Source organism: Algibacter miyuki (assembly GCF_030409805.1).
Taxonomy (GTDB): Bacteria; Bacteroidota; Bacteroidia; order Flavobacteriales; family Flavobacteriaceae; genus Algibacter; species Algibacter miyuki.
In genome coordinates, this window is record NZ_JAUFQP010000007.1 from 987,945 (window position 1) to 1,014,267 (window position 26,323).

Genomic DNA, 26,323 nt, shown 5'->3' on the forward strand with positions numbered 1-26,323 from the left:
AGAGGAGCGGTTATGTGATGTTTGCATAATTGGTTTTAGAAGTGATATCATTTTTGTAAGACAATAAAGACAATTTAAATTAGTGTTTACCTCGGGATAAGCCGTTTTTAGTGGTGTTTTAATTATTTGTCGAGGGCTAGAGGTTATTGGTCGAAATAGTTACCCTAGGGGTTTTAATAACCTCTAAATTTATTACATTCTTAATCTGAATTTTAACACATTTTAATCTTAAAACTATTCTATTTAGCTAATTCTAGATGGAATAAAAATGGATATTTTTGCGTTAAAATAAAAGAGAATATTACATCTTAATATTTTATTAAAAACTCGAATTTCTATGAAAATTAAATTAAAAAATTTCGCTTTGTATCGAAAAAAAGAGCACTTAAGTTTCTTCTTTTGTGTTTTGGTTTTTTCGTGTGTTTCTGCCAGTTATGGTTTGGAACCTGTTAGTGTAGAATTAAAAAACACGACGAGCTATTTCCAACAACAAGTAAGTGGAGTTATTACAGATGTTAACGGTCAGCCCATTCCTGGAGTTAATGTTGTAGTAAAAGGCACTTCAAATGGTGCACAAACAGACTTTGATGGCGTTTATAAACTTTCTTTATCAAATTCAAATGCTGTGTTGGTCGCTTCTTTTATGGGGTTTAAAACAAAAGAAGTTTCTGTAGGCAACCAAACCACTATTAATATTAGTTTAGAAGAAGACATCTCGCAACTGGATGAAGTTGTTGTGGTAGGTTTTGGTTCTCAAAAATCTAGTAAAGTAGTTAGTTCGGTTTCTCAAGTAACATCTAAAGAATTAAATGTAGAACAAAGACCTGTAACTAATGGGTACTCTGCACTTATAGGTGCTGTTCCTGGTTTGGTAATGAGTAACAACGGCGGTTCGCCTGGTGCTGTGCCAAGTATTCAAATTAGAGGAACAAGTACTATTGGAGATGCTGATGATGTATTAATTATTATTGATAATTTTGAAGGTTCTTTATCTGATATTGATCCTCAAAATATTGAAAGTGTGTCTGTTTTAAAAGATGCCTCTGCAGTAGCTGTTTATGGTGCGCGTGGAGCAAATGGTGTGTTATTAGTAACAACAAAAAGAGCCAAGAGAAATGAAAAAACAACGGTAAGTTATAATACGAGCTTCTCTTTACAATCTACACCAAGATTGCAACAAACATTAAACACTTCGGAGTATTTTGATTTTCAAAATTCAGTTATAGCAAACCAAAATACCATTTTTGAAAATGATGGAGATCCTGCTACTGTAGCTTCAGAGCTTCCGGTACCTCAATCAGTGTTAGATTTAGCAGCTAGTGGCTTTTATCCTAATACAAACTGGATAGAAGAAACTTTTCAAAGTACAGCAGCGCAACAATCGCATAATATAACGCTTAGTGGTGGTTCGGAAAATACTGGCTTTTTAATGTCTTCAAGTTATCTTTCTCAAGAAGGCTTGGCATTTGGAGAGGATAAATTTGAAAGATTTAACTTAAGGTTAAAAATTGATACAGATATTAACGATTGGTTGAATGTAGGAGCAAATGCATTAATTAGTAATAGAACCGACAAGTCTATAACTGTTGTTGGAGGTAATAATGCTAGAGGTTTACCTTTCTATCCTGTTAAAACAGAAGATGGGCAATGGGTAAGTAATGGTACTGCCGATGGATCTAATACAGTGGCTAGCGCTTCTTCAGGGAGTTTTGGTGAATTTGATTTAGACCGAATAAATGTACAGTTATACGCGAAAATAACGCCTGTAAAAGGGTTGTCAATTGAAGAACGTGTTTCTGTAGTTAAAACGAATATATATGGAAGAGAGTGGTCTTCGCCATTTGAATCTGTAGGTCTTGATTATACCGATCCAGATTCTTATACAAATCCAGATAATAGAACAATTTTTCCAACTTCAACAGATTTAAGAACATTAGAGGTTGCAGCGTCAAAATCACATAATTTAAGATCTTTATCATCTATCACGTACGAGTTTGAAAAAGGAAAACATTATGCAAAGGGATTTTTAGCAATGCAGACTGAAAGTGGAGAGGCTGAAGCCGTAGCGGCTAGTAGAACAGGTTTTTTATTCGATAACATTATCGCTTTAACTCAAGGACAAGAAGCCAATGACGCTAATAATATTTCTGTCAATGGTACTACTTATTCTGCAAATAATCTTGGTAATTCTGAGTTAAGAAATGGAAATGCTACTACGCTATCTTATATAGGACGACTAAATTATAGCTTTGATGATAAGTATTTATTTGAAGCAGCTTTCAGAAGAGATGGTTCATCTTATTTTACTGAAAATAATAGATGGGGCTTTTTCCCTTCTGCAGCAATTGGTTGGGTAGCATCAAAAGAAAAATTCTTAAAAAATGTTGACGCTATTTCTTTATTGAAACTTAGAGCGTCTTACGGTAGTGCTGGGTCGGACGGAACTTTAGGTTCTGTAACTCAACAATTAGTAGGATATGATGCTACTGGATACCCATTGGGCGGTTTATCTGCAGGTAGACTTGGTGTAAGTAGTTTTGTTAATCCCGATTTAATTTGGGAAACTTCAACCATATTTAATGTTGGTTTAGATGCTGCTTTATTTAATAGAAAACTACAATTTGAAGCCGATTATTTTATTAATAACCGTACAGATATTTTAGATGAAATAGCTGCAACGGCTTATGAATATGGTTTTGGAGATGCCCAAGGAAACCCTTATGATGTGAAGAGTTGGGGATGGGATTTTAAGGTAACACATAAAAATGTTATTGGCGATTTTAAATACAACGTATCGGCTAATTTATCTAATTATGATAACGAAATTACTCGTATTCAAGGAGGATCTACTCAGCCAAACTTTCAAGTAGGTCAAAGTGTTAATCAAAGTTTTGGGTACAAAGTTGACGGATTCTTTGAAACTCAAGCAGATGTTGATAATAATACTGTAAATCAAGACAGTAATGTTGGTGGTGCGTACATTGGCGGATTTAGATACGTAGACCAATTAACTATTGATACTAACGATGATGGTGTTATGGATGCTGCCGATGGAATCATTAATAGTGATGATCGCGTTGTTATAGAAGACAATAGTGACCGAAACTTAAACGTTGGATTCAACTTCGGTGTTTCGTATAAAAGCTTATCATTATCGGCTCGTTTTTATGGATCACTTGATAATAATCAATTTTGGAACTCATCAAGTGTAGCCGATCCTTTCCTTGGTGGTAGTGTGCCATTCTCTTACCAAACAGATGTTTGGTCTGAAACAAACACGAGCCCTTTATTGCCTAGACCTACTGATTTGTCTAACGAAAATTATAACACAGCCGTAGATTATTTTGTAGTAGATGCCGAGTTTATCAAATTGCAAAACGTTACCCTTAATTATGATTTTGGTCAAGATGTACTTGATAAAATAGGTTTTATTAAGAGTATGAATTTGTATGTCTCTATGGAGAATGTTGGAGTTGTTTGGACAAATAGCCCTGTTCATGAATATGGATGGGATCCTGAATTAGGTGTTAATAATGTTAGCTACCCGTTACCATTTACAACAGCTGTTGGGTTAAATATTAAATTCTAATACATTTGAATAGGATGAAAAAACAAAACAAACTTTTAGGTTTAAATAAAATACCGAATATGAAATATATAAAAACATACAAATTAACAGCGCTGCTCGCATTACTGGTTACCCTAGGGTCTTGTAATGACTTTTTAGAAGTAGAAGATTTAGATGAAATTGACATCTCTACTGTTTATAAAACAGAAGAAGATTTAACATTAGCGTTAAATAATTTATACTTTACATTACCCATTTTGGATATAGAAGATGCTTTGTTTAATCAAGATGCAGACCAAGCTTATATTGTACCTTACTTCTGGACCGATGATGCAATTCACAGAAATATTGCTAATTCAGCAGGAACTCAAGGTTCAGATTACAACTGGGGAGAAGGCACTAGATCTTTAAGAACATTTTATCGCTATCAAGATATTGCAGATATAAACTTCTTTTTAGAAGCGTTACCGGAAGCTAGTTTTGATACCGAATCTAATAGAGAACGTTTTGCTGCTGAAGCGCGATTCTTCAGAGCTTGGATTTATGAAACCATGATATTAGCTTATGGTGATGTACCTTTGGTTACCAATACTATTGTACCTACAGAAAATCCTACGAGAACACCACGACTAGAAGTTTTTGAATTCATAATTAGTGAGTTAGACGAAATTGACGATCAATTACCATTATCTTATACAGGTGCAGACAATGGACGTATAACAAAAGGTGCTGTTTTAGCATTAAAATCAAGAGCTTACTTAAATGCACTTGGGTGGCATTCAAATCCATCAGCGCTGTATGCTGGTGCCGAAGCTGCTTGTGAAGAAATTATAACAAGTAACACCTATGCTTTAGTAGATGGGATTGATGGTTTTAAAGAACAATTTACTCCAGCAAGTGATTTAGTATCACCCGAAACAATTCTGTCAACTATTTATGTTGAAGGTTTAAACGTGAGCAGATTTGCGTTGCAAGTATCTCCAAGAGACGTTTATAAAGGCCCTGAAGGTAGTGGAAACAACCAAAGAAGACCAGGTTTTACATCAGATTTTATAGAGGAAGTACAAACTATAAATGGTTTATTTCCTATAGACGATCCTACTTATGATCCTGCAAACCCTTGGGTTAATAGAGATCCTAGGCTTGAAGCTACCGTGCGTTTACCTTTAGATGAGTATTTAGGAACAAATGGCGTTGATAACGATATTTTCTTACCTCACCCTGATTATGGAGATACTAGAGACCGAGTTCAAGGTTCTAACAATAATCCTACAGGATATGGTTTTAAGAAATACACCGATTATTATATGGTTAATAACATACAAGGCGATGCAGATTTAAAAGTAATTAGATATTCTGAAGTTTTACTGATGTATGCAGAAGCATTGGCCGGACAGGGAAGAGATGCTGAAGCTTTACCTTATTTAGATGAGGTTAGAGATCGTGTGGGTATGCCTAAATATGCCGATATTGGGTTGCCAACAGTAACAAGAGGTTCAACAGGAAACCAAATGATAGATGCTATTCTTTTAGAAAGACGTTATGAATTTGCTGGTGAAGGCCCACAAAGATGGTTTGATATTTGGAGATATAAATTAGGAAGTCAAGTTATTGGTACGGTATACGGAATTCCTGACGATGTAAACCTACCTGGAGATTTAGTAGGTCCAAAATACAACTCATCAGATCTTACAATTTATCAAAGAGTTTGGAATGAGGATTACTATTTACTTCCACTTTTTACAAATTATTTAGATGCTAATGAAAATTTAGTACAGAATCCTGGGTACTAAAATCCAGAAAATTTATTTATAATAAAACCTCCAATGATGTTAAATCGTTGGAGGTTTTTTGTTTTAATTTAAATGAGGTTAATGTGATGTTTTTACTTACGTAAATAACTTACTGTAGTCCGTTTTTCTCTTCAGTATAAAAGGAGGTGTTTTTTAGTTAATAAAAAATTAACATGATTTTAATACTTATTTGTCGAATACTAGATGTTGTTGGTCGAAATTCTAACCATGGTTACAATTGAAATATATAGGTTTATTATGTTTTTAACATTATTTTGTGAGAATAAACATTTTAAAGGCTATTTTTTTTTAAAGATTTATTAGGTTTTAACTTGTTTTATTTGAAGTTTTTTAGAAGCAAAGAATACTACTAACTATAAAATTTTTTAACTATTAATTAACTTACATTTCTATGAAAATTAAATTACACAATTTCGCTTTCTATCGGAAAAAAAGACACTTAAGTTTTTTCTTGAGTATCTTAGCTTTTTCGTGTGTTTCTGCCAGTTTTGGTTTAGCGCCAAATACAAATGCAGATTTAAGAGTAACTAGTAGTTATTTGCAACAACAAATAACGGGGACAATTACCGATGTTAACGGGCAGCCTATTCCGGGTGTTAATGTTGTAGAAAAAGGAACAGGAAACGGAGCTCAAACAGATTTTGATGGAGGTTTCGTTATTACACCATCTAAAGCAAATACTGTTTTGGTGTTTTCATTTGTTGGGTTTAAAACAAAGGAAGTTACAGTAACCAATCAAAAGGCTTTAAAAGTAACTTTGGAAGAAGATATTTCGGCTCTTGATGAGGTTGTTGTTGTTGGGTATGGTACCCAGAAAAAAGTAAATTTAACAGCAGCAGTATCTCAAGTTGGTGCGGAAGTTTTTGAAAACAGGCCTTCGGCGAATGCAGCGCGTTCATTACAAGGTACTGTGCCTGGTTTAGTAATAAGTAATTCATCTTCTGGTGGAGCTCCAGGTGCCGATACTAATATTAATATTCGTGGTTTTTTAACGAGTTCGGGAACCGGAACTATTGGAGATTCTTCACCTTTAGTGCTTGTTGATGGTATTGAAATGAATTTAAACGATATTGATCCTGAGAGTATCGAATCGGTTTCTGTACTTAAAGATGCCGCGGCAGCATCCATTTATGGTTCTCAAGCTGCAGGTGGTGCCATTCTTATTACCACAAAAAGTGGTAAAAATATGAAAGGGAAAGTTAGAGTTTCATACAGTACTAATTATGCTTTAACGCAACCAACAAAAATACCCGAATTAGCTAGCCCTATTGATTTTGCTTATACAGTTAATGATTCTCGGATAAATAATAATCAAAACCCATATCACGATGAAACAGATTTAGCTAATATTTTAGCTAATATGGCAAATCCTGGAAGTGCGCCATCTTTAGCTGTTAACGCCTCAGGTACAAATTGGAGTTATTCAGCTATTGGAATTGATGCCACAGGTGCTACGGATTGGACTGAAGTTTTATATAAAGATTGGGCTGAAAGAACGAAGCATAACCTAAGTATTTCTGGTGGAGATCAAAAATTAAACTATTATTTTTCGGCAGGCGCTTACGATGAAGGTGGTTTGCTAAAGGTTGGTAAAGAATCTTTTCAAAGATATAATCTTGATGCAAAAATTTCGTCACAAGTTAATAAATGGTTAAAAATAGAATTGTTAACTAAAGTTTTAAAAAGTTACTCCGATTATCCAACGCAAAGTGATTCTAATACAGGGAACCTTTCTCAAGTTTTAGATTTATCTTCTAAAATTAAACCAACCTTTCCATTAGTCGATCCTATTTATGGAGAAGAATGGCTTGGGCATTCTTATTTTCCTTTTTGGGCAAATCAACGTTACAAAACAGAAAACAATCAACTTGTTTTATTGCCAAGATTTATTTTCGAGCCTATTAAAGACTTGAAATTTAATGTTAATCTTAATTATAAAAGAACTAATTATTTTGAAGAAGTTATTATATTATCAAGTCAAGAAATAAGACCTAGTGGCTTTATTGATAGAGTATCTCAACAAAATACGTCTTATGCTCCTGGTTTTTCAACTACTGAATATTTTTCACCTAATATTTTTACGACTTATGATAAATCTATAGGGAATCATAATCTTAATGCTACTGTAGGATATCAAAGTGAGCTGAACAATTTTCATAGTTTAAGTGGTCATACGGATTACTTGATTTCTGATAACGTAGTGTCAATAAACGCATCTTTAGATGATGATCAACTTGTAAGTGAAGCTAAAACAAACTGGGCAACCCAAAGTGTATTTAGTAGATTTAGATATAATTATAAAGAGAAATATTTATTAGAATTTAGCTACCGACGAGATGGGTCTTCTAGATTTGCTCCCGAGGACAGATGGGCTGGTTTTCCAAGTTATTCAGCTGGATATAATGTAGCTAAAGAAAACTTTTGGCCAATAGATGCTATTAGTACCTTTAAATTAAGAGGGTCTTATGGTACATTAGGAAATCAAAATGTTGCCAACTATTTATATCTATCTAATATTGCATTAAATACTGGCGGAACAAGCTATTTGTTTGATGGCCAAAGAGAAACGTTAGCTTTTACTCCTGGTTTAGGTAGTGAAAGTTTAACTTGGGAAAAAGTGAAAACCACAGATATTGGTTTTGATCTTAATGCATTTAACAACAAACTTGAAATTGGGTTTTCTTGGTATCGTACAGATATTGACGGTATGGCCGCAGAAGGTCTTAATTTACCAGCTCAGTTAGGAACATCTGCGCCTTTAGCAAATACAGGAACATCAAGAGTTCAAGGATGGGAAGTAGAAGCTAAATGGAGACAAAACATTACTGAAGATTTTAGTTTTAATGTTAGAGCGGTTCTTTCTGATTATAAAAGAACTATTGTTGATTATCCGGTTCCTGATGGAGATAGTCCAAACTCGTTAACTCAATTCTATCGTCCAGGAAAGGATTTAGGTGAAATTTATGGACTTACATGGGACGGATGGTTTTTAACAGATGAAGAAGCTGCAAATCATCCTATAGATCAAAGTGCAGTTACTGGTTGGGCATTTGGCGCTGGTGATACTAAGTATAAAGATCTTGATGGAGATGGGTCTATAAATAGAGGTGCTTGGGAAGTAGGTGATTCTGGAGACTGGAGTGTACTAGGTAATACTACGCCTCGTTATCAATATGCAGTAAACCTTGGTTTTGTCTATAAAAATTTAGATTTTAATGCTTTTATACAAGGTGTTGGAAAAAGAGACGTTGTAGTGTCTAATCACCAAAGATTTAGAGGTCCTGCTCAAGGTCCGTTTCACGCCAATGTATGGGTAGAGCATTTAGATTATTTCAGACCAGAAGATACCACTAATCCATTAGGTCCAAATTTGGATGCTTATTTCCCTGCACCATACTCTGCTAACCCAGGTAGAAATAACAAAAATTACGGACAAATTGTAGACCGTTATATTCAAAATGGTGCTTATACTAGATTAAAAAGTTTACAATTAGGGTATACAATTCCTAAAGATGTAACAAGTAAGTATAATATAAACAATATTAGAATCTATGTTACTGGAGAAAACTTATTTACAGTTAGCGATATGATATTCTTTGATCCAGAAAATATTACAGCTGGAGTAACAGGTAGTGCTATTTCCTACCCGCTGCATAAAATTGTTTCTATGGGATTAAACTTATCATTCTAATTATAAAATTGTAGAATTATGAAAAATATATTAAAATTATTTACTTTAAGTATAGTCGTGACTTTATCGTCATGCGAAGACTTTTTAGACAAAACACCCTTAGATGATGTTTCTGAGGTTGATTTTTACAGTACACCTGGCGATTTAAGAGCATCTGTTAATGCTTTTTATAATGATTTGCCAAGTTGGTCAAATACCTCTGTTGGTTTTTCAGTACTACCCGATCTCGATTCTGATATGGGTGTTGCTGAAAATATTAACTCTAGGCTTAGTGGCCAAACAGGCGTAGCTACGGAATCTTCAAATTCGGTTTGGAGTTGGGATGAAGTAAGAGAAGTTAACTGGCTTTTAGATCATGTTGACCAAGCAGAAGGTGATCAAACAGAAATAGATCAATACATAGGTGAAGCATATTTCTTTAGAGCGTATTATTATTTTAACCTTTTAGTTGATTACGGTGATTTACCAATACTTGACCGGTATTTTGATAATAATGATGAAGCGTATTTATTTGCAGGAAGAGAACCTAGAAATGAGGTTGCCGATTTTATTCTTGGAGATTTAAGCACGGCTATTTCCTTATTACAATCTTTTCCAGATATTGCTACAAGCCCACGTATAAGTAAAGAGGCTGCATTATTGCTAAAGGCTAGAATTGCGCTATACGAAGGCACATGGGAAAAATATCATAGCGGTACAGCTTTTGGAGTAGAAGGTTCAAACGGCTCTGCTTTTTTGCAAATCGCTGCCGATACTTCTGAAGAGCTTATTGATAGTGGCGTGTTTACGCTTCATAGTGATTACGCTACTTTGTTTAACCAAGTTGGTTTAAGTGGTAATAGCGAAGTGATGCTTTGGAGAGATTTTAATAATGATTTAGGGTTTAATAATAGTATACAAATTTCTTGGCCAAATCGTTGTGCATACACCAGAGAAGCTATACGTACCTATTTATGTACCGATGGCGACCCTATTTCGGTGAGTGATTTATATGATGATGGGGATAAATCTTTAGCTACTATTGAAGATAATAGAGATCCTAGATTAGCGGCTTTAATAATGGTGCCTGGAGATTTAATTAAAAGAGATACCGATGGTTCAACGGTTGCTTATACAGCTCCTGATTTTGCTACGGCCAACGCAGGACTTACGGGGTATGAATCAGAAAAATACAGAAATATTGATATAGATCCTAATACTAGCGATTTTACCTTAAACACGTCTAAGGTTATTATGCGTTTTGCTGAAGCTTTATTAATTTATGCTGAAGCGAAAGCGGAATTGGGTACGATTACTCAGGCTGATTTAGAAAAATCTGTAAATAAGTTACGTACTCGTGTAGGTATGCCTGGTATAACTTTAGGTGCTATAACTACAGATCCAGATTGGCCAAACTATGGTTATACGCTTTCAGATGTTTTATATGAAATACGTAGAGAACGTACCGTTGAACTTATGGCAGAAGGCTTTAGGCTTGATGATTTATTACGTTGGAGAGCTCACGAATTAGTTAATGGAACAACTCCTAGAGGTGCTTATTTTTACGATGGTATTGTAAATTCCGATACGCCTGAATCAAATGTAACGCTAGATTCTGAAGGTTATATTGCTCCATTTATCAATTCAGCACCTTATAATTTTGATGAAACTAAAGCCTATTTATTGCCTATACCAAGTAATGAATTAATACTTAACCCGAATTTATTACCACAAAATCCGGGTTGGTAGAATTAATATTTAATAATTAGTTTTTTAGTTAAAAAGCTCAACATCAAATTTTGATGTTGAGCTTTTATTTTTTAAAGCAATTTGAATTTTAAGAAAGCTTTAATATAGTCTACTATTTTTAAATGTAAAGTAAAGTGTTTAGATGTTTTACTTTATTGAATTGAGGTGTCATCCAAAGGAAATGCTAAAACGCCAATTAAGGCTTTGTTTAGTCCTTATTTTTTAATCATATCTGGAGTTACAACCGTTCTAAAGCCCACATGCTCGGCAGACGAATCTAAACTTGTTCCCATTCTAGATGATACTCTGTAACTGGCACAATACGAATCGCTACATAAAAATGAACCGCCTTTTATTATCTTTTCTTGAATATAAGGGTTGTTTGGGTTGTAAGCTTTATCAGCACCTTTAGGGTTATCTATTATGCTGTTTGTTGCAGCAAGCTCGTTGTAATAATTTAAGTTGTACCAATCCGAAGTCATTTCCCAAACATTTCCGGCCATATCATATAATCCGAAATTATTTGCTGGGTAACTTTTTACAGGAGCTGTTCTTTCAAAACCATCCTCTAAGGTGTTGTTTACCGGAAACTCGCCTTCCCAGCTATTTACTTGTTGGGATAAAACCGATCGGTCGTCACCCCAAAAATATGTTGTGTTTTGTTGGTTACCACGAGAAGCAAATTCCCATTCCGCCTCTGTAGGTAATCGCTTTCCTGCCCAAACGCAATAAGCCTGAGCATCTTCATAACAAACATGTACTACAGGATGATTGTCTTTGCCTTCAATATTGCTATCTGGTCCACTTGGGTGTTTCCAGTTTGTACCAATAGACCAGCGCCACCATTGCGAAAAATCGAATAAGTTTGGTAGAGATTCTTTGGTTTTTTTAAACATCAAAGAACCTGGTTGTAAAACCGAATCGTGTGGTTTTGGGGTGCCTTCCGGAAGTTGCTTTTTCATGTCTTCCCAGTCAATTTCACGTTCTGCCATAGTAACATAGCCTGTGGCTTTAATAAATTCTGAAAATTCAGCATTAGTTACTTCGGTGATGTCCATAAAAAAACCGTCAACTTTAACCGCATGTTGAGGTTTTTCATGATCCATAGCCATTTGATCTTGCGGTACAGCACCTTGTAGAAATTTACCACCTGGTACCCAAACCATGCCTTTTGGCGGGTTGTTTTTTATACTATCGGTAACCTTTTGTGTTGCTATTATTTTTTCAACTTCAGGAGTTGTTTCAATAGCTTCGTTATTTTTGTTCTTACACCCAAAAGCCGCAATAAATATGGATAAGCCTAGCAAAGAACGCATGTGTAATTTCATTTATATAATTTTTAAGAAAAAGTAGTTGTTTCAACAAAAATATTAATAATTAATACAATATATGTGAAAGTGACATTTAAAGTAGCCCTTTTAACATAAGGGCGGTAAAGTGTTGCTGTATTTTTTCAGAATAAATAAGAAGAAGCGACTTAGAGAAACATATGAGTTTGATTAACATGAAGGAAACTGTTTCCTATCCACTTCGTTTTAATTACCTTTGCGCAACTTAATAATTTGGTTTATGATTTATTCAATGACAGGTTACGGGAAATCTGTTTTACAATTACCCACGAAAAAAATAACAATCGAACTTAAATCTTTAAACAGTAAAAGTTTAGATTTAAATGCCAGAATGCCTTCTATATATAGAGAAAAAGAACTTTCTATAAGGAAACTTCTAGCCGATAAATTGGTGCGTGGTAAAGTAGATTTTTCTATTTATGTGGAAGCGACTGCGGAAGATACTTCTACGCAAATTAACACACCTGTTGTTAAGCAGTACATGGCACAATTAAAGCAAGTTGTAGACGGAAACGAGATTGAATTATTGAAAATGGCCGTAAAATTCCCTGATGCTTTAAACACCGTTAGAGAAGAAATAGACGAAAACGAATGGGAAACCATTGCTGCCGAAATTAATACAGCCGTAGCCGATTTAAATAGTTACCGATTAAACGAAGGTAAGGTGCTTGAGCAAGATTTTATTAATCGTGTAAACTCGATTGATAGTATTTTAGAGCAAGTTATTGCTATGGACCCAGAACGTGTTGAAGGTGTTCGCGAGCGCTTACATAAAGGCGTTTTAGAATTAAAAGAAAAATATGATGAAAACCGTTTCGAGCAAGAATTGGTTTACTACATCGAAAAATTTGATATTACGGAAGAAAAAGTACGTTTAAAAAATCATTTAAATTACTTTATCGAATCTATAAATTCCGAAGAATCTAACGGTAAAAAACTTGGTTTTATCAGTCAAGAAATGGGACGTGAAATAAACACCATTGGCTCTAAAAGTAATTTCGCTCCGATGCAACAATTAGTGGTGCAAATGAAGGATGAATTAGAAAAAATTAAAGAACAATTATTGAATGTACTTTAAATAGTATTCAGTCGGCAGTCAACAGTAATTAGCAACTAAAAACTGACAACCAACACCCAATAACCAGTAATGAGTAGTAAAAAAGCACAAGGAAAATTAATAGTATTCTCGGCACCATCAGGTTCAGGAAAAACAACTATAGTTAGGCATTTATTAGGTTTAGATCATTTGAATTTAGAGTTTTCTATTTCGGCAACTTCGCGCGAAAGTCGAGGTACGGAAATAGACGGCACCGATTATTATTTTTTGTCGGCTAGCGATTTTAAGTCAAAAATTAAAAACGATGAATTCTTAGAATGGGAAGAAGTATATCGTGATAATTTCTACGGAACTTTAAAAACCGAAGTAGAACGTATTTGGGCAAAAGGTAAAAACGTTATTTTTGATATTGATGTTTCAGGTGGCTTACGTATAAAGCGAAAATTCCCAGATGAAACTTTGGCTATTTTTGTAAAACCACCAAGTATTGACGAGTTGAAAATTCGACTTAAAAAACGTAAAACCGAAAGTGAAGATAAAATAAACATGCGTGTAGCTAAGGCTTCGGCCGAATTGGCAACCGCACCTCTATTTGATGTTATTGTTGTTAATGATACTTTAGAGCCAGCGCTTGTAGAAGCTGAAAATTTAGTGAGTACGTTTTTAAAATCATAATAAATAAAATTTTTAAATGAAAATTGGGTTGTATTTCGGGTCTTTTAATCCTATACATATCGGGCATTTGGTTATTGCTAATCACTTGGCTGAACATAGCGATTTAGATCAGGTTTGGTTTGTTGTAACACCACATAATCCATTTAAAAAGAAAGCGACTTTATTAGATAATTACCAACGTTTAGAGTTGGTATATCGGGCTACTAAAGATTACGATAAGTTGCAGCCAAGCGATATTGAATTTAAATTACCACAACCTAATTATACGGTAAATACGCTGGCTCATATTCAAGAAAAATATCCGAAGCATACATTTTCTCTAATTATGGGGGAGGATAATTTAAAAAGTTTCCACAAGTGGAAAAATTACGAGGTTATTTTAGAAAATCATCATATTTATGTGTATCCAAGAATTTCAGAACAAACCGTGGATACACAATTTACTGGGCATGAGAAAATTCATGTTATTAATGCTCCCGTTATGGAGTTATCTTCAACATTTATTAGGAAATGTATAAAAGACGGTAAAAATGTTAAGCCGATGTTGCCTGAAAATGTATGGGAATATCTAGACGAAATGAATTTTTATAAGTAGTTTTTTTCAATTACCGACAACCCAAAACATGGCGTAAGTAAAATCTTTTATATAGGCAGTGAATCGCTTTTTTAATAGATTAAGATGTACTGATTAGGATTTAAAACATAAAAAAAAACCAACCTAAAAGGGTTGGTTTTTTTCACTTAATAACATAAATTTTGTAGGTAATTTTTAGTCTAAGGCAGGAATACGTAATGCTTGTCCTGGGTAAATTTTATCAGGGTCAGTAAGCATAGGCTTATTGGCTTCAAAAATTACCGGGTACTTCATAGCATTTCCGTAGTAATGTTTTGCTATTTTTCCTAATGTGTCACCACTAACCACGGTATGAAACTGGGCTTCTGGTTCTACGTTTTCAACCGTCATTTGGTCGTCAACAGTAGCAATACCATTCGAGTTTCCAACTACTAAAACAACTTTTTCTTTTGTTGCTTGGTTGTAAGCTGCTCCAGTAATTGTAGCGTTATCATCATTAATAAAAATATTTAAATCGTCAACTTGCAATTGCAAGCTTGTTATTGTTTCTTTTAAATTTTTTGCAGCTGCGGTTTCTAACTTAAGCTTAGCAGCAGCAACTTCATTTGCAGCTTCGGTAGCTTCTTCTGCTTCTGTTTTTCCAATGCCAAATACTTTTGCTCCGGCATCTTTAATAAATGAAAATATTCCCATATTCTTTTTTTTTTATTATAAAGGGTTAATATTGATTTTAGAGAGGTTCTTTAGAAACTTGAGAGAGGCTTGAGAGACAAATCAATATTAACGCCTTTTTTTATTAAGACACTCAAACTCTTGATTGGTCACAAGTTTTTTAAATTTTAACATTTTTTACATGTAATAAATATTTTAACGTGTTGATTTATAGGTGTTTTAGTTTATTTTAAATATTTGTTTTTTTAAGATCGCTCACTTTCTCTTGGGTTTTCAATTCTAACACTTTTAAATTTTCGTTTCTTTTCTGTGTCTGTTTTTACAGCTTTTCCATTAGCCGATTTTAAGTATTGAATATACCCACGGCCCATAAATTCATAGGTTGTTCCCGAAGCGGCATGGAACAATTCTATTTTACCATCATTAATAACACTCAATTGAAATTTTTCATTATCAAAGTAATCATAATCTAATGTTAGTATTTTTAGGTAGGGGTTGTTATTCACATTTCCAACACCATAAATACCGGTGTAATCCCAAATTAAACGGCTCACATTTGTACCGCTAACATCCTTCGAACTTTTAAATTCCGAGTCGTTTCCGCCTGCTAAAAACTGTAAGTAGTTTTCATTATCAAATTCATTAATTGCACCCATTTGGCTAGTGTAAACTTTTTCCCAAGCGTTATATTCCTGTAAAAAGTAGTGTATGTTATCGTAAAACACAAAATCGTAATCAAAATTACTACGTTGGTAGCCATCTAAAAAGTACGATGTATCGTTATTAGGGTTGTAAAGTTCAATGGTATTATTGTCTATTTGGTAAACATCAAATGTATCTAGACCATCTGCATCGTGGTTTACATCTAAAATCATATTGTAAGCATCGTAAGTTCCTACATCAATTCCAAAACCATTGCCTGTATTTCCTAAACCAACAATATTATTGTTTGCATATAGTACACCATTTTTAAACGAAATAGTAAATGCTTTTTGTAAAAATGGAGTTTCTCCATAACCTTTAGTGGCATTAATATCTACATACCATAACTCGTACGAATTAATCAACTGATTTACCGAAATTCTAGGTTCCTCAATATAATCATCCACAATAACTTCGGTGTAACACGATGTAAAAAGGGTAGCCATAAGGGCGAAGCTTGAAAGTAGTTTTATAGTTCTCATATCTTATAATTTTAGTAAAAATGGAGGTCTAGACCTGTTTTTAAAAACAGTCAAAAACCAATCATTTTTAGGGTTTCTAATTAGCTAGGTTTCAAAACACGTGCCAAAAAATAATTTCAATAAACATATCCGCTTTCAAATAAGACTAATATTTTGTGTATTTTTGAACTAGACAATAAAAATATTTTCATGGATAAACCTTTAAAATATGCGGTTTTTGGCGCAGGAAGTTGGGCTACAGCAATAGTAAAAATGCTGAGCGAAAATTTAGGCGAAATTGGTTGGTATATGCGTAGTGTTTACACCAAAGAACATCTGTTGCGCGAGCAGCATAACCCCAATTATTTAAGCTCGGTAGAGTTTCATTTAGATCAACTAAAAATTAGTAATGATATAAACGAAATTGCCGCATATGCCGATGTGTTAATATTCGTAATACCATCTGCCTTTATACACAGCGAGCTACAAAAACTCAACGTCGATATTTCTAATAAAACCATTGTTTCTGCCGTAAAAGGTATTATGCCCGAAACCGGACTTTTGGTAGGCGAGCATTTTCAAGAAGTTTATAAAGTACCCTCTAATAATATAGCTGTAATTGCTGGCCCATGTCATGCCGAAGAGGTGGCGTTAGAGCGTTTATCGTATCTTACCATTTCATGTTCCGATGAAGAAAAAGCCACGCATATCGCCAATAATTTATCATCCGATTATATAAAAACCAAAGTAAGCGACGATGTTATCGGCATCGAATACGCCGTAATGCTTAAAAATATTTACGCCATCGCGGCCGGAATTGCACACGGTTTAGGCTACGGCGATAATTTCCAGAGTGTCCTGATGAGTAATTCTATTCGCGAAATGAAACGCTTCATCAAAAAAATGCATAAAATGAAACGTAACATCAACGATTCCGCATATTTAGGCGATTTATTGGTTACTGGTTATTCCGTGTTTTCTCGAAATCGCATGTTCGGTAACATGATTGGCAAAGGCTACACCGTAAAATCGGCGCAAATGGAAATGAGCATGGTGGCCGAGGGGTATTACGCGACAAAATCGGCACATTTACTAAATATTAAAAACGCCAAAAAAACGCAATTACCCATTATAAATGCGGTTTACGATATATTATACGAAAATAAAAACCCTAAAAAAGTCTTTAAAAAACTCACCGATAAGTTAGATTAAAACCCCGTTTGGGCGTTACCCGAAAAGGGTCGGGCTTTCACTACTCGCTTTTTTGTGTTGCATAAGTGCAACAACACAAAAAGAGCTCAAACAGGCCGTTCAATCCCTAACGCAAAAGGCTAAACCGAAAGTTTTAGCTTAAAATTCAATACCGTTTTACATCATGAAAATTCTTCATCTCGATACCAACCACGATTTATTAATAGGGCAATTAGCTCAAGCGGGCTTTGAAAACCACGAAGATTATACGGCTACAAAACCGGAAATAGAAGCCAAAATAAAAAACTACGACGGTATTGTTTTACGCAGCCGATTCAGTATTGATAAACAATTCCTAGATGCCGCTACCAACTTAAAATTCATTGGTAGAGTAGGCGCCGGACTCGAAAATATAGATTGCGATTATGCCCAACAAAAAGGTATTCATTTAATTTCTGCACCCGAAGGAAACCGTAATGCCGTTGGCGAGCACAGTTTAGGCATGCTCCTGTCGTTATTCAATAAATTAAATAAAGCCGATGCTGAGGTACGCCAAGGGAAATGGCTTCGTGAGGACAATCGAGGTGTAGAACTCGACGGAAAAACCGTAGGTTTAATTGGCTACGGAAATATGGGCAAAGCTTTTGCTAAAAAATTACGCGGTTTTGATGTAACCGTGTTGTGTTACGACATAAAACCTAATTTAGGCGATGCAAATGCAAAACAGGTTACTTTGGACGAATTTAAAGCACAAGTCGATGTGGTAAGCTTACATACACCGCAAACAGAGTTAACCTTAAACATGATAAATGCCGATTTTATCAATGGCGTTAAAAAACCGTTTTGGCTTATAAATACCGCTCGTGGAAAAAGCGTAGTGACCGCAGATTTGGCGTCAGCCTTAAAATCGGGAAAAATATTAGGAGCCGGTCTCGATGTTTTAGAATACGAAAAAGCATCCTTCGAAAATCTCTTTTCAACCGAATTACCCGAAGCTTTTCAATATTTAATCGATTCAAAAAATGTATTATTATCACCACACGTTGCCGGTTGGACTATTGAAAGTAAGGAAAAACTAGCCCAAACGATAGTAGATAAAATTATCGCGAAATTTTGTTAACTTTAAGTTTTCAAGATAATAAGTATGACGTCTAAAGCCACCACCGTAAACGAATACCTTTCCAATTTACCAGAAGACAGAACAATACCTGTCGAAAAACTCAGGCAACAACTTTTAACAAATATGCCAAAAGGGATAGAGGAAACCATAAGTTACGGCATGTTGGGCTACGTTGTACCACACAAGGTTTATCCAAGTGGATATCATTGCAATCCTAAATTGCCACTACCTTTCATGAGTTTAGCATCTCAAAAAAACTTTATTGCCGTTTACAGTATGGTACTTTATGCCAAAAAAGAAGTTATGGATTGGTTTGTTACCGAATACGCAAAACGCTGTAAATACAAACTCGATATGGGCAAAAGTTGTATCCGTTTCAAGAAAATGGACGATATTCCGTTCGAACTTATTGGCGAATTAGCCGCTAAAGTAAGTACAGAATCATGGATTGAGATTTATGAGAACGCTTTTAAAAAGTAATATAATCTAGGTTTTTCTTTAATTTGTCTCAGTAAGATTTCTCCATATCTAATACATCAAATAGTATCTAATAGTTAAAAATAGGATATTATTAATACTTTCGAAATAAGTATATTTCAATTAAATAACTTTTATTCAGTATAATTTTATATGTATATTCGTGTATTAGATTGCATTATTTAATAAATGCCCATAAAATTATATAAAAATGAAATTGAATTACTTGTCACTTTTAGGTGGTGTCGCGTTATTGTCGGTTACTGCTTGTAAAACCGATCAAAAAGAAGCTATAGCTCAAGTTGAAACTGTTCCAGGAATAAACTTAGACTTCATGGATACGAGCACGAAACCAAGCGAAGATTTTTTTAGGTATGTCAACGGAAAATGGCTAGACAATACCGAAATCCCTGCTGATAGAAGCCGTTGGGGAAGTTTCGATGAACTTAGAAAAAATACAGATGATGATGCGCTTTTAATTTTAAAATCGGCAACATCAACCAATAAAGATTTAGTTAAAACAGAAGTTATTCCCGGATCAGACCAAGATAAAGCGGTAAAATTATACCAAACCATCATGGATACTGTTGCTCGAAATAAGCAAGGTTTGGAGCCATTAAAACCCATTTTTGCTAAAATTGATGCCATTAACAATATTGATGATTTACAAGATTATTTAATTGAAATGGAACCTAAAGGCGGCGCCGGCTTAATTGGTTTTTATGTACATGCACACGCAAAGGATAGTAATAAAAATACGGCATATTTAGGGTCGGGACGATTAGGTCTGCCAGATCGTGATTACTATGTTAAAGACGATGACGATTCAAAAGAAAAAAGAGAGAAATATTTAATGCATATCGCGAAAATGTTTCAGTTTTTAGGTAAAACCGAATCTGAGGCAGTTGCAGAAGCTAATCAAATTTTAGCTTTTGAAACACAATTGGCCGAACCAAAAATGGATAAGGTAGAGCGTCGTGATGCACGAAAAAGATACAACCCAAGATCTGTAGCCGATTTACAAAAAATGGTGCCTGCTATTAACTGGAAATCGTATTTTGATGGTATTGGAGCTAAAAGCATCGATACTGTAATTGTTACCGATGTTAAGTATATTAACGCTTTACAAGATATATTGGCTCAAAATAATGTGGACGATTGGAAAACGTTTTTACGTTGGAATAGTTTTAATGGAGCCGCAAGTTTATTAACTACTGATTTAGCAAAAGCCGATTGGGAGTTTTACAGTAAAGAATTACGTGGAGCTAAAGAGCAAAGACCATTAAATGAAAATGCTTTAAGTACCGTAAATAATAATATTGGTGAAGCTTTAGGTAAACTGTATGTAGAAAATTATTTTCCGCCAGAAGCCAAAGCTAAAGCTGAAAAAATGATACAGAATGTTATTCTAGCATTTAAAAATAGAATTTCTAATGTGTCTTGGATGACGGAAGATACCAAAGCAAAAGCCATTGAAAAGCTGTTGGCTTTAAAGGTGAAGATTGCATATCCAGACCAATGGAGAGATTATTCTGAGTTAGAAATTAGTGGGCCAGAAGACAACGGATCTTACCTTCAAAACATGCTTAATGTAAGTGCATGGAACCATAAAAAAAGTATCGAAGATTTATCGAAACCAGTGGATAAGAGTGAGTGGGGTATGGCGCCGCAAGTGGTGAACGCTTATTTTAACCCTGCTTATAATGAAATTGTTTTTCCAGCGGCTATTTTACAACCACCATTTTATAACTTTACAGCAGACGATGCCGTAAACTACGGAGGTATTGGGGCTGTTATTGGTCATGAAATTTCACATTGTTTTGACGATTCTGGATCGCGTTATGATAAAGATGGAAACTTAAACAATTGGTGGACAGAAGAAGATTTAACGCAGTTTGAAGCTTTAGGAAAAGAGCTAGCCGACCAATATAGTGAGATTGAAGTATTGCCTGGAATTTTTATTAATGGCGCCTTCACACTTGGTGAAAATATTGGAGATCTAGGTGGTGTTAATGCTGCGTATGATGCATTACAGATGGATTTAACAGAAAACGGAAAGCCAGAACCTATTGATGGTTTTACGCCAGAACAACGCTTTTTTATGAGTTGGGCTACGGTTTGGAGAACAAAAATGAGAGAAGACGCTTTAAAAACAAGGCTGAAAACAGATACGCATTCGCCAGGAATGAACCGTGCAGTACAACCACTATTAAATATTGATTCGTTTTACGAAGCTTTTAATATAAAAGCTGGTGATAGCATGTATATTGCTCCGGAGAACCGTGTAAAAATCTGGTAATGATTTTAGTATAACATATTTAGTATAGCATAAAAAAAGGCGTTTTCTATATATAGAAAACGCCTTTTTTAGTATTTTAAATAAGCTTATTTTTTAGCTTCAGCAGCTTGTAATACTTGTTTTTGTCTTAGTAATTCAGTTTTAGTAAGTTGTACTAAATTAAAATTAGGTGCCGTTTTTAGTGTAGCATCTAGAATATCAACAGCGGGATCAATATTTGTTTTTTTGTCTTTAGTGTATGTAGAAAGCGCATTCAAATACATAAATGCCGATTTTAGTGGCACTTCGTATGGGTTTTGAGTTTCATAGAATGCCTTTTTCATGCCATCTTCAGCATTTGCTAAACCAAAATCGATATATTTTTGTGCTTCATCTAATACATTGGTTTGCATGTTAAGTTCTGCCAGTTCATAAGCAATCATCGGGTTTGGGTCTCTTTTAAACATTTCACTGAAATGATCTATAGCTAGTTTAGGACGCTTAACGGCTTTTAAAGATATCGCTTTTACTTCGAGTGCAATATCAGAATCAGTAGACATCTTTACAATACCTAGCGTATTTAAAGCTTGCGAATACTTGCCTTCACTCATGTAAATGTAAGCCAATGTATCTAATCGGGGTTGCGATGGCTCCATGATATTTAAATGCGTCATGGCGTTTATAATGCCTTGAACATCACCTTGCGCTTTCATTTGTGCATAATACGATTCGAAATGTTTTAATAATTCGGGGCTCGTTTGGGCATTCATTTGAATACTAAACGCCACTACAAGGAGGAGTACAATCTTTTTCATTTATCTATTTTAGGTTAAAACGCTAAATCTATAAAAATTTAACATTTAAATTCTTAAAAAATCCTTAATATTTAATTATTTCAAGCGAGAGCTATTGTTTATTCAATGATTATTGATTTCTTAACAATTATAGCATCATTTAAAATGAAGGGTTTTGGAATCATATTTTCGGCTCTTTTTGGTACTTTGAAATAATTGGAGTCTAATAAGTCGAAAGACGTTTCATAGATTGTAAAGGTCGTTTTTTGTGTCTTCGGAAGGGTTAATTGCATATCCAACGCGTCACCGTTTGAAATATAATAACTAAATAATCTGTTGGTTTTTCGGTTATCGAATACCAAGCCGGTGTCGTTATTCACTTGTATTGAAACCCCATTTAATTTGGCCGCTTTAAATACTGCGGAAGAATCAGCAAACACTTCAATGCGATGCGCTTTTCTTTGCGGCGTTACACATAAATCAATATATCTATAATCGCCAATAATGGTATCGTGATCAATAGTTATTTGCGGTGCTTTAATGGGTTTTAAAGGTGCCGACGTTGCGTAGGTGAAATTAGTACCATATTTACTAGCAATGGTGTAGTTTTTAATAGCACTGGCTTCCATCGGGTGATCGCCCAAAAATGGTGTGGTCCAAGAATCTAAAACGTGATCGTAAGTGGCCCAAACAGCATGGTTTTCATCGGTATCAAGAATATAGCATAAACTGTTTGGCTTCGGGGCGTCTTTGGTAAATTCCGAATTAAAATGTGCCGATATTAGAAAGTATAAAGCAATTAGAAAGAAACCGTAAGACCAACGTTTTTTATGTTTGAAACTTCCGAAGACAGATATTAGAAGTCCGAAAATAAGCACCACTAAAACCATAGAAGATACTAGCATTTTTAAACCTAAGCCTACCGGAAACATTTCGATAAAATTGGCTAATATTAAAAGTACGGGTAAGCCTAAAAGCGCTTGTAATATGACGTTTGGTTTTTTATTCCTGATAATAAAGTATAAGCTCAGTAAGCCAAAGAATAAAGGAATTATTAAGAAGCTGGCGCCTTGAAGTTTGAATGCTACTGCAACACAAATAAGTAACCATAAAAACAATGGAGCCACGAGTAAACTTGTAGTGTTTTCGGGTTGGTAAACTTTTGAATATATAAGTAAACAAATAGCTAAAGCTAAAGCGGAAAAAGCAGCAATGTAAGTATGGCCATTATAACTAAAGCCCTGCAAAATTTCGCCATACTGCGGATAAATGAATTTTAAAACAGGCCAAGCATAGATACCAATAATGGCCGAAATAATTAATGATGATAGCATGGCAATAAAACCTTTACCAATGTCTTTGGTGTTAAGAACACGTTGTTTGGCGCCGTAAACTAAAAGTGTAATAAACAAAATAAACGCCAGGATTAACATCGGGAATATCCAGGTATAAGGATATGTTTGCATTTTTAAAGCCGGAACGTTGAAATACACAAAATCTTCATTGCTTTTTAAGGCGCTTAAATTAGCTTCACTAAAATAGCTAAGCATAGGCATTAAATAAGAACCTTGATGTTCTAGTGTTTTACGATCTAAGCGCTCGTAAGTGTCCATAGCTGTATGGTAATCATAATGGTCGTCTACAAATGCGAAATTAAAACCATCAATATCGGCATCTTCTCTAAAGCGGGTTAAATCGGTATCGTTTGGAAGCATTTTATAAATACTGTAAAACAATGAATTTCCCACAGGATATTCGGGATTGGCTTTTATAAAACCTTCAATTAAACCAGCGTTTCCTTGGTTGGTTTCAACAAGCATAATACTTGGACCTCCGCTACCGCGCGCCTCAAAATTTAAAACTAAACCAATATTTTTGGCCCATTCGTGCTGGTTAACAAAAATATCGGCTCCGTTTAAACCTAATTCTTCAGCATCGGAAATAAGGATGATAATATCGTTTTTAGGTGTTTTATTTTCGCTTAAAAAAGCACGTAAACCTTCTAGAATTGTAACAACCCCAGAGCCAGCATCGCTTGCGCCAATAGACGAGTGCGGATTGCTATCGTAGTGTGTTAATAATAGAAGGGCTTTGCCTTGTTCGCGTCCTTTAATGCGGGCAATAATATTTTTGGGTTTGGCGAGGTTTCCCCAATCGCGCATAGAGTAAGCTTCTTGAATTTGAGTTTCTAAACCTAATTTCTCTAATTGTGCTGTAATATAATGGCGAACATCGTCATGTGCTGGACTTCCTAAAAAATGTGGTGCTTTTGAAATTTCTTTTAGGTGTACTAAGGCACGCTGGGTAGAAAAATTTTGGTTCGCTTCATCTATATTTGAAATATTTTGAGGTAGTAAAGCCAAAAAACTCCAGTAAATTCCACCAATTATTATGAGCAACGCAATAGCTTTTTTTATCATGATAACAACCTATATATTTATACGTATAAATGTACGATTTTTATAAATGACATCATTAAGGGCTACATTTAATTTAGGAAATGTGAGAAAAGTTCACTATCTTTAGTTTTACAACCAAAAACTAAAATAACTATGGCCATAAAAAGTTTTCAAGGCGCGCGAAAGCAGCAAGCAAATGTTACTCAGGATATTGCATTGAAAGTGAGTGATTATATGACGAGAGATTTAATTACATTTTCTCCCAATCAGTCTATAGAAAGCGTGATGCAAAAATTAATTACACATCGTATTTCTGGTGGGCCGGTTGTTAATGAAAAGAACGAACTTATCGGTGTTATTTCCGAAGGAGATTGTATAAAGCAAATTAGCGAAAGTAGGTATTACAACATGCCTATGCATGATAAAACGATAGAAAATCATATTACTAAAAATGTAGATACGATTGATGGTAATATGAATATATTTGATGCTGCCAATGCGTTTTTATCTGCTAAACGTCGTCGGTTTCCTATTGTAGAAAATGGCAAACTAGTTGGTCAAATTAGTCAGAAAGATGTACTTAAAGCAGCGATGGCCTTAAAGGGGCAAAACTGGAAATAAGTATTTTATAAAATATTAACACGCGCTAAAGCTTTTGGTTCATCTGTAATCAAGAGCTTTTGTTTTTTTGTACCAGTAAGCATGAGTATTTTGGAATAGGAATAGCCTTCAATAGGTTGATTTAGAGTTTTCCATTCGGCAACGCCTTTTACGGCTATGGTTTCGTTTAAGGCAATAATGCCTTCTTTGTAGCGCATTTGTTTATTCATGCCCAAAAAGCTTGTGCTTTTTTTATTATGTTGTGCTAAATAGGCTTCTATATTTTTAGGAAGATCTTTTCTGAAACCCGATTTTCCGTTGAAATCTTTCACTAAATAGATGCGTTTTAAATTTTTATCTAAAGTCTCAGGTTTTATCATCACCATTTCCGAAGCACAATCGATAAAGAAATCTTGTGTTTTTACATCGTCTATAATTTTTCGCCAGTTTTTGTCGCCTTGCACTTCAACAATAACATGATAATAGACACATTCTCGACCACTTAAAGGCGCTATTAATGGTGTATTAACATGTTTGGCTTGCCCTATTATTTTGGCGTATTCGTTTCTTTTTATACTGTTTACGTTCTTTTTTCGGCTTTTTTTGAACTCGCGAAGAATGCGGTTTTTAGTACTGAAGTAAAACGAAGTCACACCAACGAGAACAACAAACAAAAACATACATGCGGGTATAACATAATCGTCATACGTTTTCAAAAAAGATAAAATAGGTTCCATAATCTAACTAACTGTCGCGTTTTACTAAGGCGTAATATTGACCTTCGAGTTCTAAATAACCTTGATCGTAAACAAAGTAATATACTGTTTGTGCTTTGGTGGTATATATGCTTGTAAAGTAGTTGAAATCGAAACCAGCTTCAATGAGTTTGGCGCGTGAGGTACGGGTTTTTTTATCTGGATTTAGGCTTTCTAAAATGCGATAATTTTTCCGAAGGCGGTTATTGGTGTTTCTAATCAGGTTTTTACTATCCTTATTTATTTTGTTGTTGTAAGCGTTTCGGCAACCATCGGAACAGAACTTTTTATCAATTCTCCCGACAATTTTATCGCCACATTCTGGACATTCTTTTTGCATAGCGTGATTTGTTTTAGGGATTAAACAAGATGTGCTGGCTAGTTATGCACTAATTTAGCAAATTAAAACGGAATGGTG

General features: G+C 34.7%; 19 protein-coding genes. 12 read left to right on the forward strand and 7 right to left on the reverse strand.

Annotation, left to right across the window (positions count from 1 at the left end):
* Positions 1-337: 337 nt before the first annotated feature.
* From QWY92_RS07185 to QWY92_RS07200, 4 genes are all read left to right on the forward strand, one after another.
* Positions 338-3,589: a SusC/RagA family TonB-linked outer membrane protein gene (locus QWY92_RS07185; protein WP_290269759.1), complete on the forward strand. Its 3,252-nt coding sequence runs from the start codon at positions 338-340 to the stop codon at positions 3,587-3,589.
* A gap of 59 nt (positions 3,590-3,648) precedes the next feature.
* Positions 3,649-5,361 carry a RagB/SusD family nutrient uptake outer membrane protein gene (locus QWY92_RS07190; protein WP_290269761.1) on the forward strand — a complete coding sequence of 571 codons (1,713 nt, stop codon included), beginning with the start codon at positions 3,649-3,651 and terminating at the stop codon, positions 5,359-5,361.
* A 472-nt stretch (positions 5,362-5,833) separates the two neighbouring features.
* On the forward strand, positions 5,834-9,073 hold the full coding sequence (locus tag QWY92_RS07195) for a SusC/RagA family TonB-linked outer membrane protein (protein WP_290269763.1): 3,240 nt from the start codon (positions 5,834-5,836) through the stop codon (positions 9,071-9,073).
* An 18-nt stretch (positions 9,074-9,091) separates the two neighbouring features.
* Positions 9,092-10,801 (forward strand): RagB/SusD family nutrient uptake outer membrane protein, encoded by a 1,710-nt coding sequence (locus QWY92_RS07200; RefSeq protein WP_290269765.1) that lies wholly within the window; start codon positions 9,092-9,094, stop codon positions 10,799-10,801.
* 215 nt (positions 10,802-11,016) lie between these two features.
* On the opposite strand, the gene QWY92_RS07205 is transcribed toward QWY92_RS07200, so the two are convergent.
* The gene (locus tag QWY92_RS07205) at positions 11,017-12,129 is read right to left on the reverse strand and encodes a formylglycine-generating enzyme family protein (RefSeq protein WP_290269767.1); all 1,113 of its coding nucleotides are present in this window, start codon (positions 12,127-12,129) and stop codon (positions 11,017-11,019) included.
* A gap of 241 nt (positions 12,130-12,370) precedes the next feature.
* On the opposite strand from QWY92_RS07205, the gene QWY92_RS07210 reads away from it, so the two are divergent.
* The 3 genes from QWY92_RS07210 (at position 12,371) to nadD (ending at position 14,477) form a co-directional block, all read left to right on the forward strand.
* Positions 12,371-13,228 carry a YicC/YloC family endoribonuclease gene (locus QWY92_RS07210; RefSeq protein WP_290269769.1) on the forward strand — a complete coding sequence of 286 codons (858 nt, stop codon included), beginning with the start codon at positions 12,371-12,373 and terminating at the stop codon, positions 13,226-13,228.
* 69 nt (positions 13,229-13,297) lie between these two features.
* Positions 13,298-13,882, forward strand: coding sequence for a guanylate kinase (gmk, locus tag QWY92_RS07215; protein WP_290269771.1), 585 nt, complete (start codon positions 13,298-13,300; stop codon positions 13,880-13,882).
* A gap of 16 nt (positions 13,883-13,898) precedes the next feature.
* Entirely contained in the window at positions 13,899-14,477 is a 579-nt protein-coding gene (gene nadD, locus QWY92_RS07220) for a nicotinate (nicotinamide) nucleotide adenylyltransferase (protein ID WP_290269772.1), read from the forward strand.
* Positions 14,478-14,651: 174 nt separating this feature from the next.
* Here nadD and lysM read toward each other — a convergent pair whose 3' ends face one another.
* Complete coding sequence (lysM, locus tag QWY92_RS07225; protein ID WP_290269774.1) at positions 14,652-15,149, reverse strand: peptidoglycan-binding protein LysM; 498 nt, start codon at positions 15,147-15,149, stop codon at positions 14,652-14,654.
* A gap of 224 nt (positions 15,150-15,373) precedes the next feature.
* Positions 15,374-16,312: a nicotinic acid mononucleotide adenyltransferase gene (locus tag QWY92_RS07230; RefSeq protein ID WP_290269776.1), complete on the reverse strand. Its 939-nt coding sequence runs from the start codon at positions 16,310-16,312 to the stop codon at positions 15,374-15,376.
* A 189-nt stretch (positions 16,313-16,501) separates the two neighbouring features.
* Between QWY92_RS07230 and QWY92_RS07235 the strand changes: the two genes are divergently transcribed.
* The 4 genes from QWY92_RS07235 to QWY92_RS07250 all read left to right on the forward strand — a co-directional run bounded on the left by QWY92_RS07235 (position 16,502) and on the right by QWY92_RS07250 (position 21,378).
* The gene (locus QWY92_RS07235; RefSeq protein ID WP_290269778.1) at positions 16,502-17,503 is read left to right on the forward strand and encodes an NAD(P)H-dependent glycerol-3-phosphate dehydrogenase; all 1,002 of its coding nucleotides are present in this window, start codon (positions 16,502-16,504) and stop codon (positions 17,501-17,503) included.
* 163 nt (positions 17,504-17,666) lie between these two features.
* The gene (locus QWY92_RS07240) at positions 17,667-18,602 is read left to right on the forward strand and encodes a 2-hydroxyacid dehydrogenase (protein WP_290269780.1); all 936 of its coding nucleotides are present in this window, start codon (positions 17,667-17,669) and stop codon (positions 18,600-18,602) included.
* A 24-nt stretch (positions 18,603-18,626) separates the two neighbouring features.
* Positions 18,627-19,082, forward strand: a complete 456-nt coding sequence (locus QWY92_RS07245) for a DUF1801 domain-containing protein (protein ID WP_290269782.1) — start codon at positions 18,627-18,629, stop codon at positions 19,080-19,082.
* Between the two features lie 208 nt (positions 19,083-19,290).
* Positions 19,291-21,378 (forward strand): M13 family metallopeptidase, encoded by a 2,088-nt coding sequence (locus QWY92_RS07250; protein WP_290269783.1) that lies wholly within the window; start codon positions 19,291-19,293, stop codon positions 21,376-21,378.
* Between the two features lie 86 nt (positions 21,379-21,464).
* On the opposite strand, the gene QWY92_RS07255 is transcribed toward QWY92_RS07250, so the two are convergent.
* Complete coding sequence (locus QWY92_RS07255) at positions 21,465-22,172, reverse strand: tetratricopeptide repeat protein (protein ID WP_290269784.1); 708 nt, start codon at positions 22,170-22,172, stop codon at positions 21,465-21,467.
* 98 nt (positions 22,173-22,270) lie between these two features.
* Positions 22,271-24,571, reverse strand: coding sequence for a M28 family peptidase (locus tag QWY92_RS07260; protein WP_290269786.1), 2,301 nt, complete (start codon positions 24,569-24,571; stop codon positions 22,271-22,273).
* Between the two features lie 132 nt (positions 24,572-24,703).
* Between QWY92_RS07260 and QWY92_RS07265 the strand changes: the two genes are divergently transcribed.
* Positions 24,704-25,171 (forward strand): CBS domain-containing protein, encoded by a 468-nt coding sequence (locus tag QWY92_RS07265; protein WP_290269789.1) that lies wholly within the window; start codon positions 24,704-24,706, stop codon positions 25,169-25,171.
* 5 nt (positions 25,172-25,176) lie between these two features.
* Here the strand turns inward: QWY92_RS07265 and QWY92_RS07270 are convergent, their stop codons facing one another.
* Positions 25,177-25,887: a hypothetical protein gene (locus tag QWY92_RS07270; RefSeq protein WP_290269791.1), complete on the reverse strand. Its 711-nt coding sequence runs from the start codon at positions 25,885-25,887 to the stop codon at positions 25,177-25,179.
* 7 nt (positions 25,888-25,894) lie between these two features.
* Complete coding sequence (locus QWY92_RS07275; protein WP_290269792.1) at positions 25,895-26,245, reverse strand: hypothetical protein; 351 nt, start codon at positions 26,243-26,245, stop codon at positions 25,895-25,897.
* Positions 26,246-26,323: the final 78 nt, after the last annotated feature.

What these genes read in the sequence shown, in the direction of transcription:
- nadD (WP_290269772.1), top strand. Translation starts at nt 13,899, where the DNA reads ATGAAAATTGGGTTGTATTTCGGGTCTTTTAATCCTATACATATCGGG.
- QWY92_RS07245 (WP_290269782.1), top strand. Translation starts at nt 18,627, where the DNA reads ATGACGTCTAAAGCCACCACCGTAAACGAATACCTTTCCAATTTACCA.
- gmk (WP_290269771.1), top strand. Translation starts at nt 13,298, where the DNA reads ATGAGTAGTAAAAAAGCACAAGGAAAATTAATAGTATTCTCGGCACCA.
- QWY92_RS07190 (WP_290269761.1), top strand. Translation starts at nt 3,649, where the DNA reads ATGAAATATATAAAAACATACAAATTAACAGCGCTGCTCGCATTACTG.
- QWY92_RS07200 (WP_290269765.1), top strand. Translation starts at nt 9,092, where the DNA reads ATGAAAAATATATTAAAATTATTTACTTTAAGTATAGTCGTGACTTTA.
- lysM (WP_290269774.1), bottom strand. Translation starts at nt 15,149, where the DNA reads ATGGGAATATTTTCATTTATTAAAGATGCCGGAGCAAAAGTATTTGGC.
- QWY92_RS07260 (WP_290269786.1), bottom strand. Translation starts at nt 24,571, where the DNA reads ATGATAAAAAAAGCTATTGCGTTGCTCATAATAATTGGTGGAATTTAC.
- QWY92_RS07205 (WP_290269767.1), bottom strand. Translation starts at nt 12,129, where the DNA reads ATGAAATTACACATGCGTTCTTTGCTAGGCTTATCCATATTTATTGCG.
- QWY92_RS07275 (WP_290269792.1), bottom strand. Translation starts at nt 26,245, where the DNA reads ATGCAAAAAGAATGTCCAGAATGTGGCGATAAAATTGTCGGGAGAATT.
- QWY92_RS07235 (WP_290269778.1), top strand. Translation starts at nt 16,502, where the DNA reads ATGGATAAACCTTTAAAATATGCGGTTTTTGGCGCAGGAAGTTGGGCT.
- QWY92_RS07240 (WP_290269780.1), top strand. Translation starts at nt 17,667, where the DNA reads ATGAAAATTCTTCATCTCGATACCAACCACGATTTATTAATAGGGCAA.
- QWY92_RS07270 (WP_290269791.1), bottom strand. Translation starts at nt 25,887, where the DNA reads ATGGAACCTATTTTATCTTTTTTGAAAACGTATGACGATTATGTTATA.
- QWY92_RS07230 (WP_290269776.1), bottom strand. Translation starts at nt 16,312, where the DNA reads ATGAGAACTATAAAACTACTTTCAAGCTTCGCCCTTATGGCTACCCTT.
- QWY92_RS07265 (WP_290269789.1), top strand. Translation starts at nt 24,704, where the DNA reads ATGGCCATAAAAAGTTTTCAAGGCGCGCGAAAGCAGCAAGCAAATGTT.
- QWY92_RS07255 (WP_290269784.1), bottom strand. Translation starts at nt 22,172, where the DNA reads ATGAAAAAGATTGTACTCCTCCTTGTAGTGGCGTTTAGTATTCAAATG.
- QWY92_RS07185 (WP_290269759.1), top strand. Translation starts at nt 338, where the DNA reads ATGAAAATTAAATTAAAAAATTTCGCTTTGTATCGAAAAAAAGAGCAC.
- QWY92_RS07210 (WP_290269769.1), top strand. Translation starts at nt 12,371, where the DNA reads ATGATTTATTCAATGACAGGTTACGGGAAATCTGTTTTACAATTACCC.
- QWY92_RS07250 (WP_290269783.1), top strand. Translation starts at nt 19,291, where the DNA reads ATGAAATTGAATTACTTGTCACTTTTAGGTGGTGTCGCGTTATTGTCG.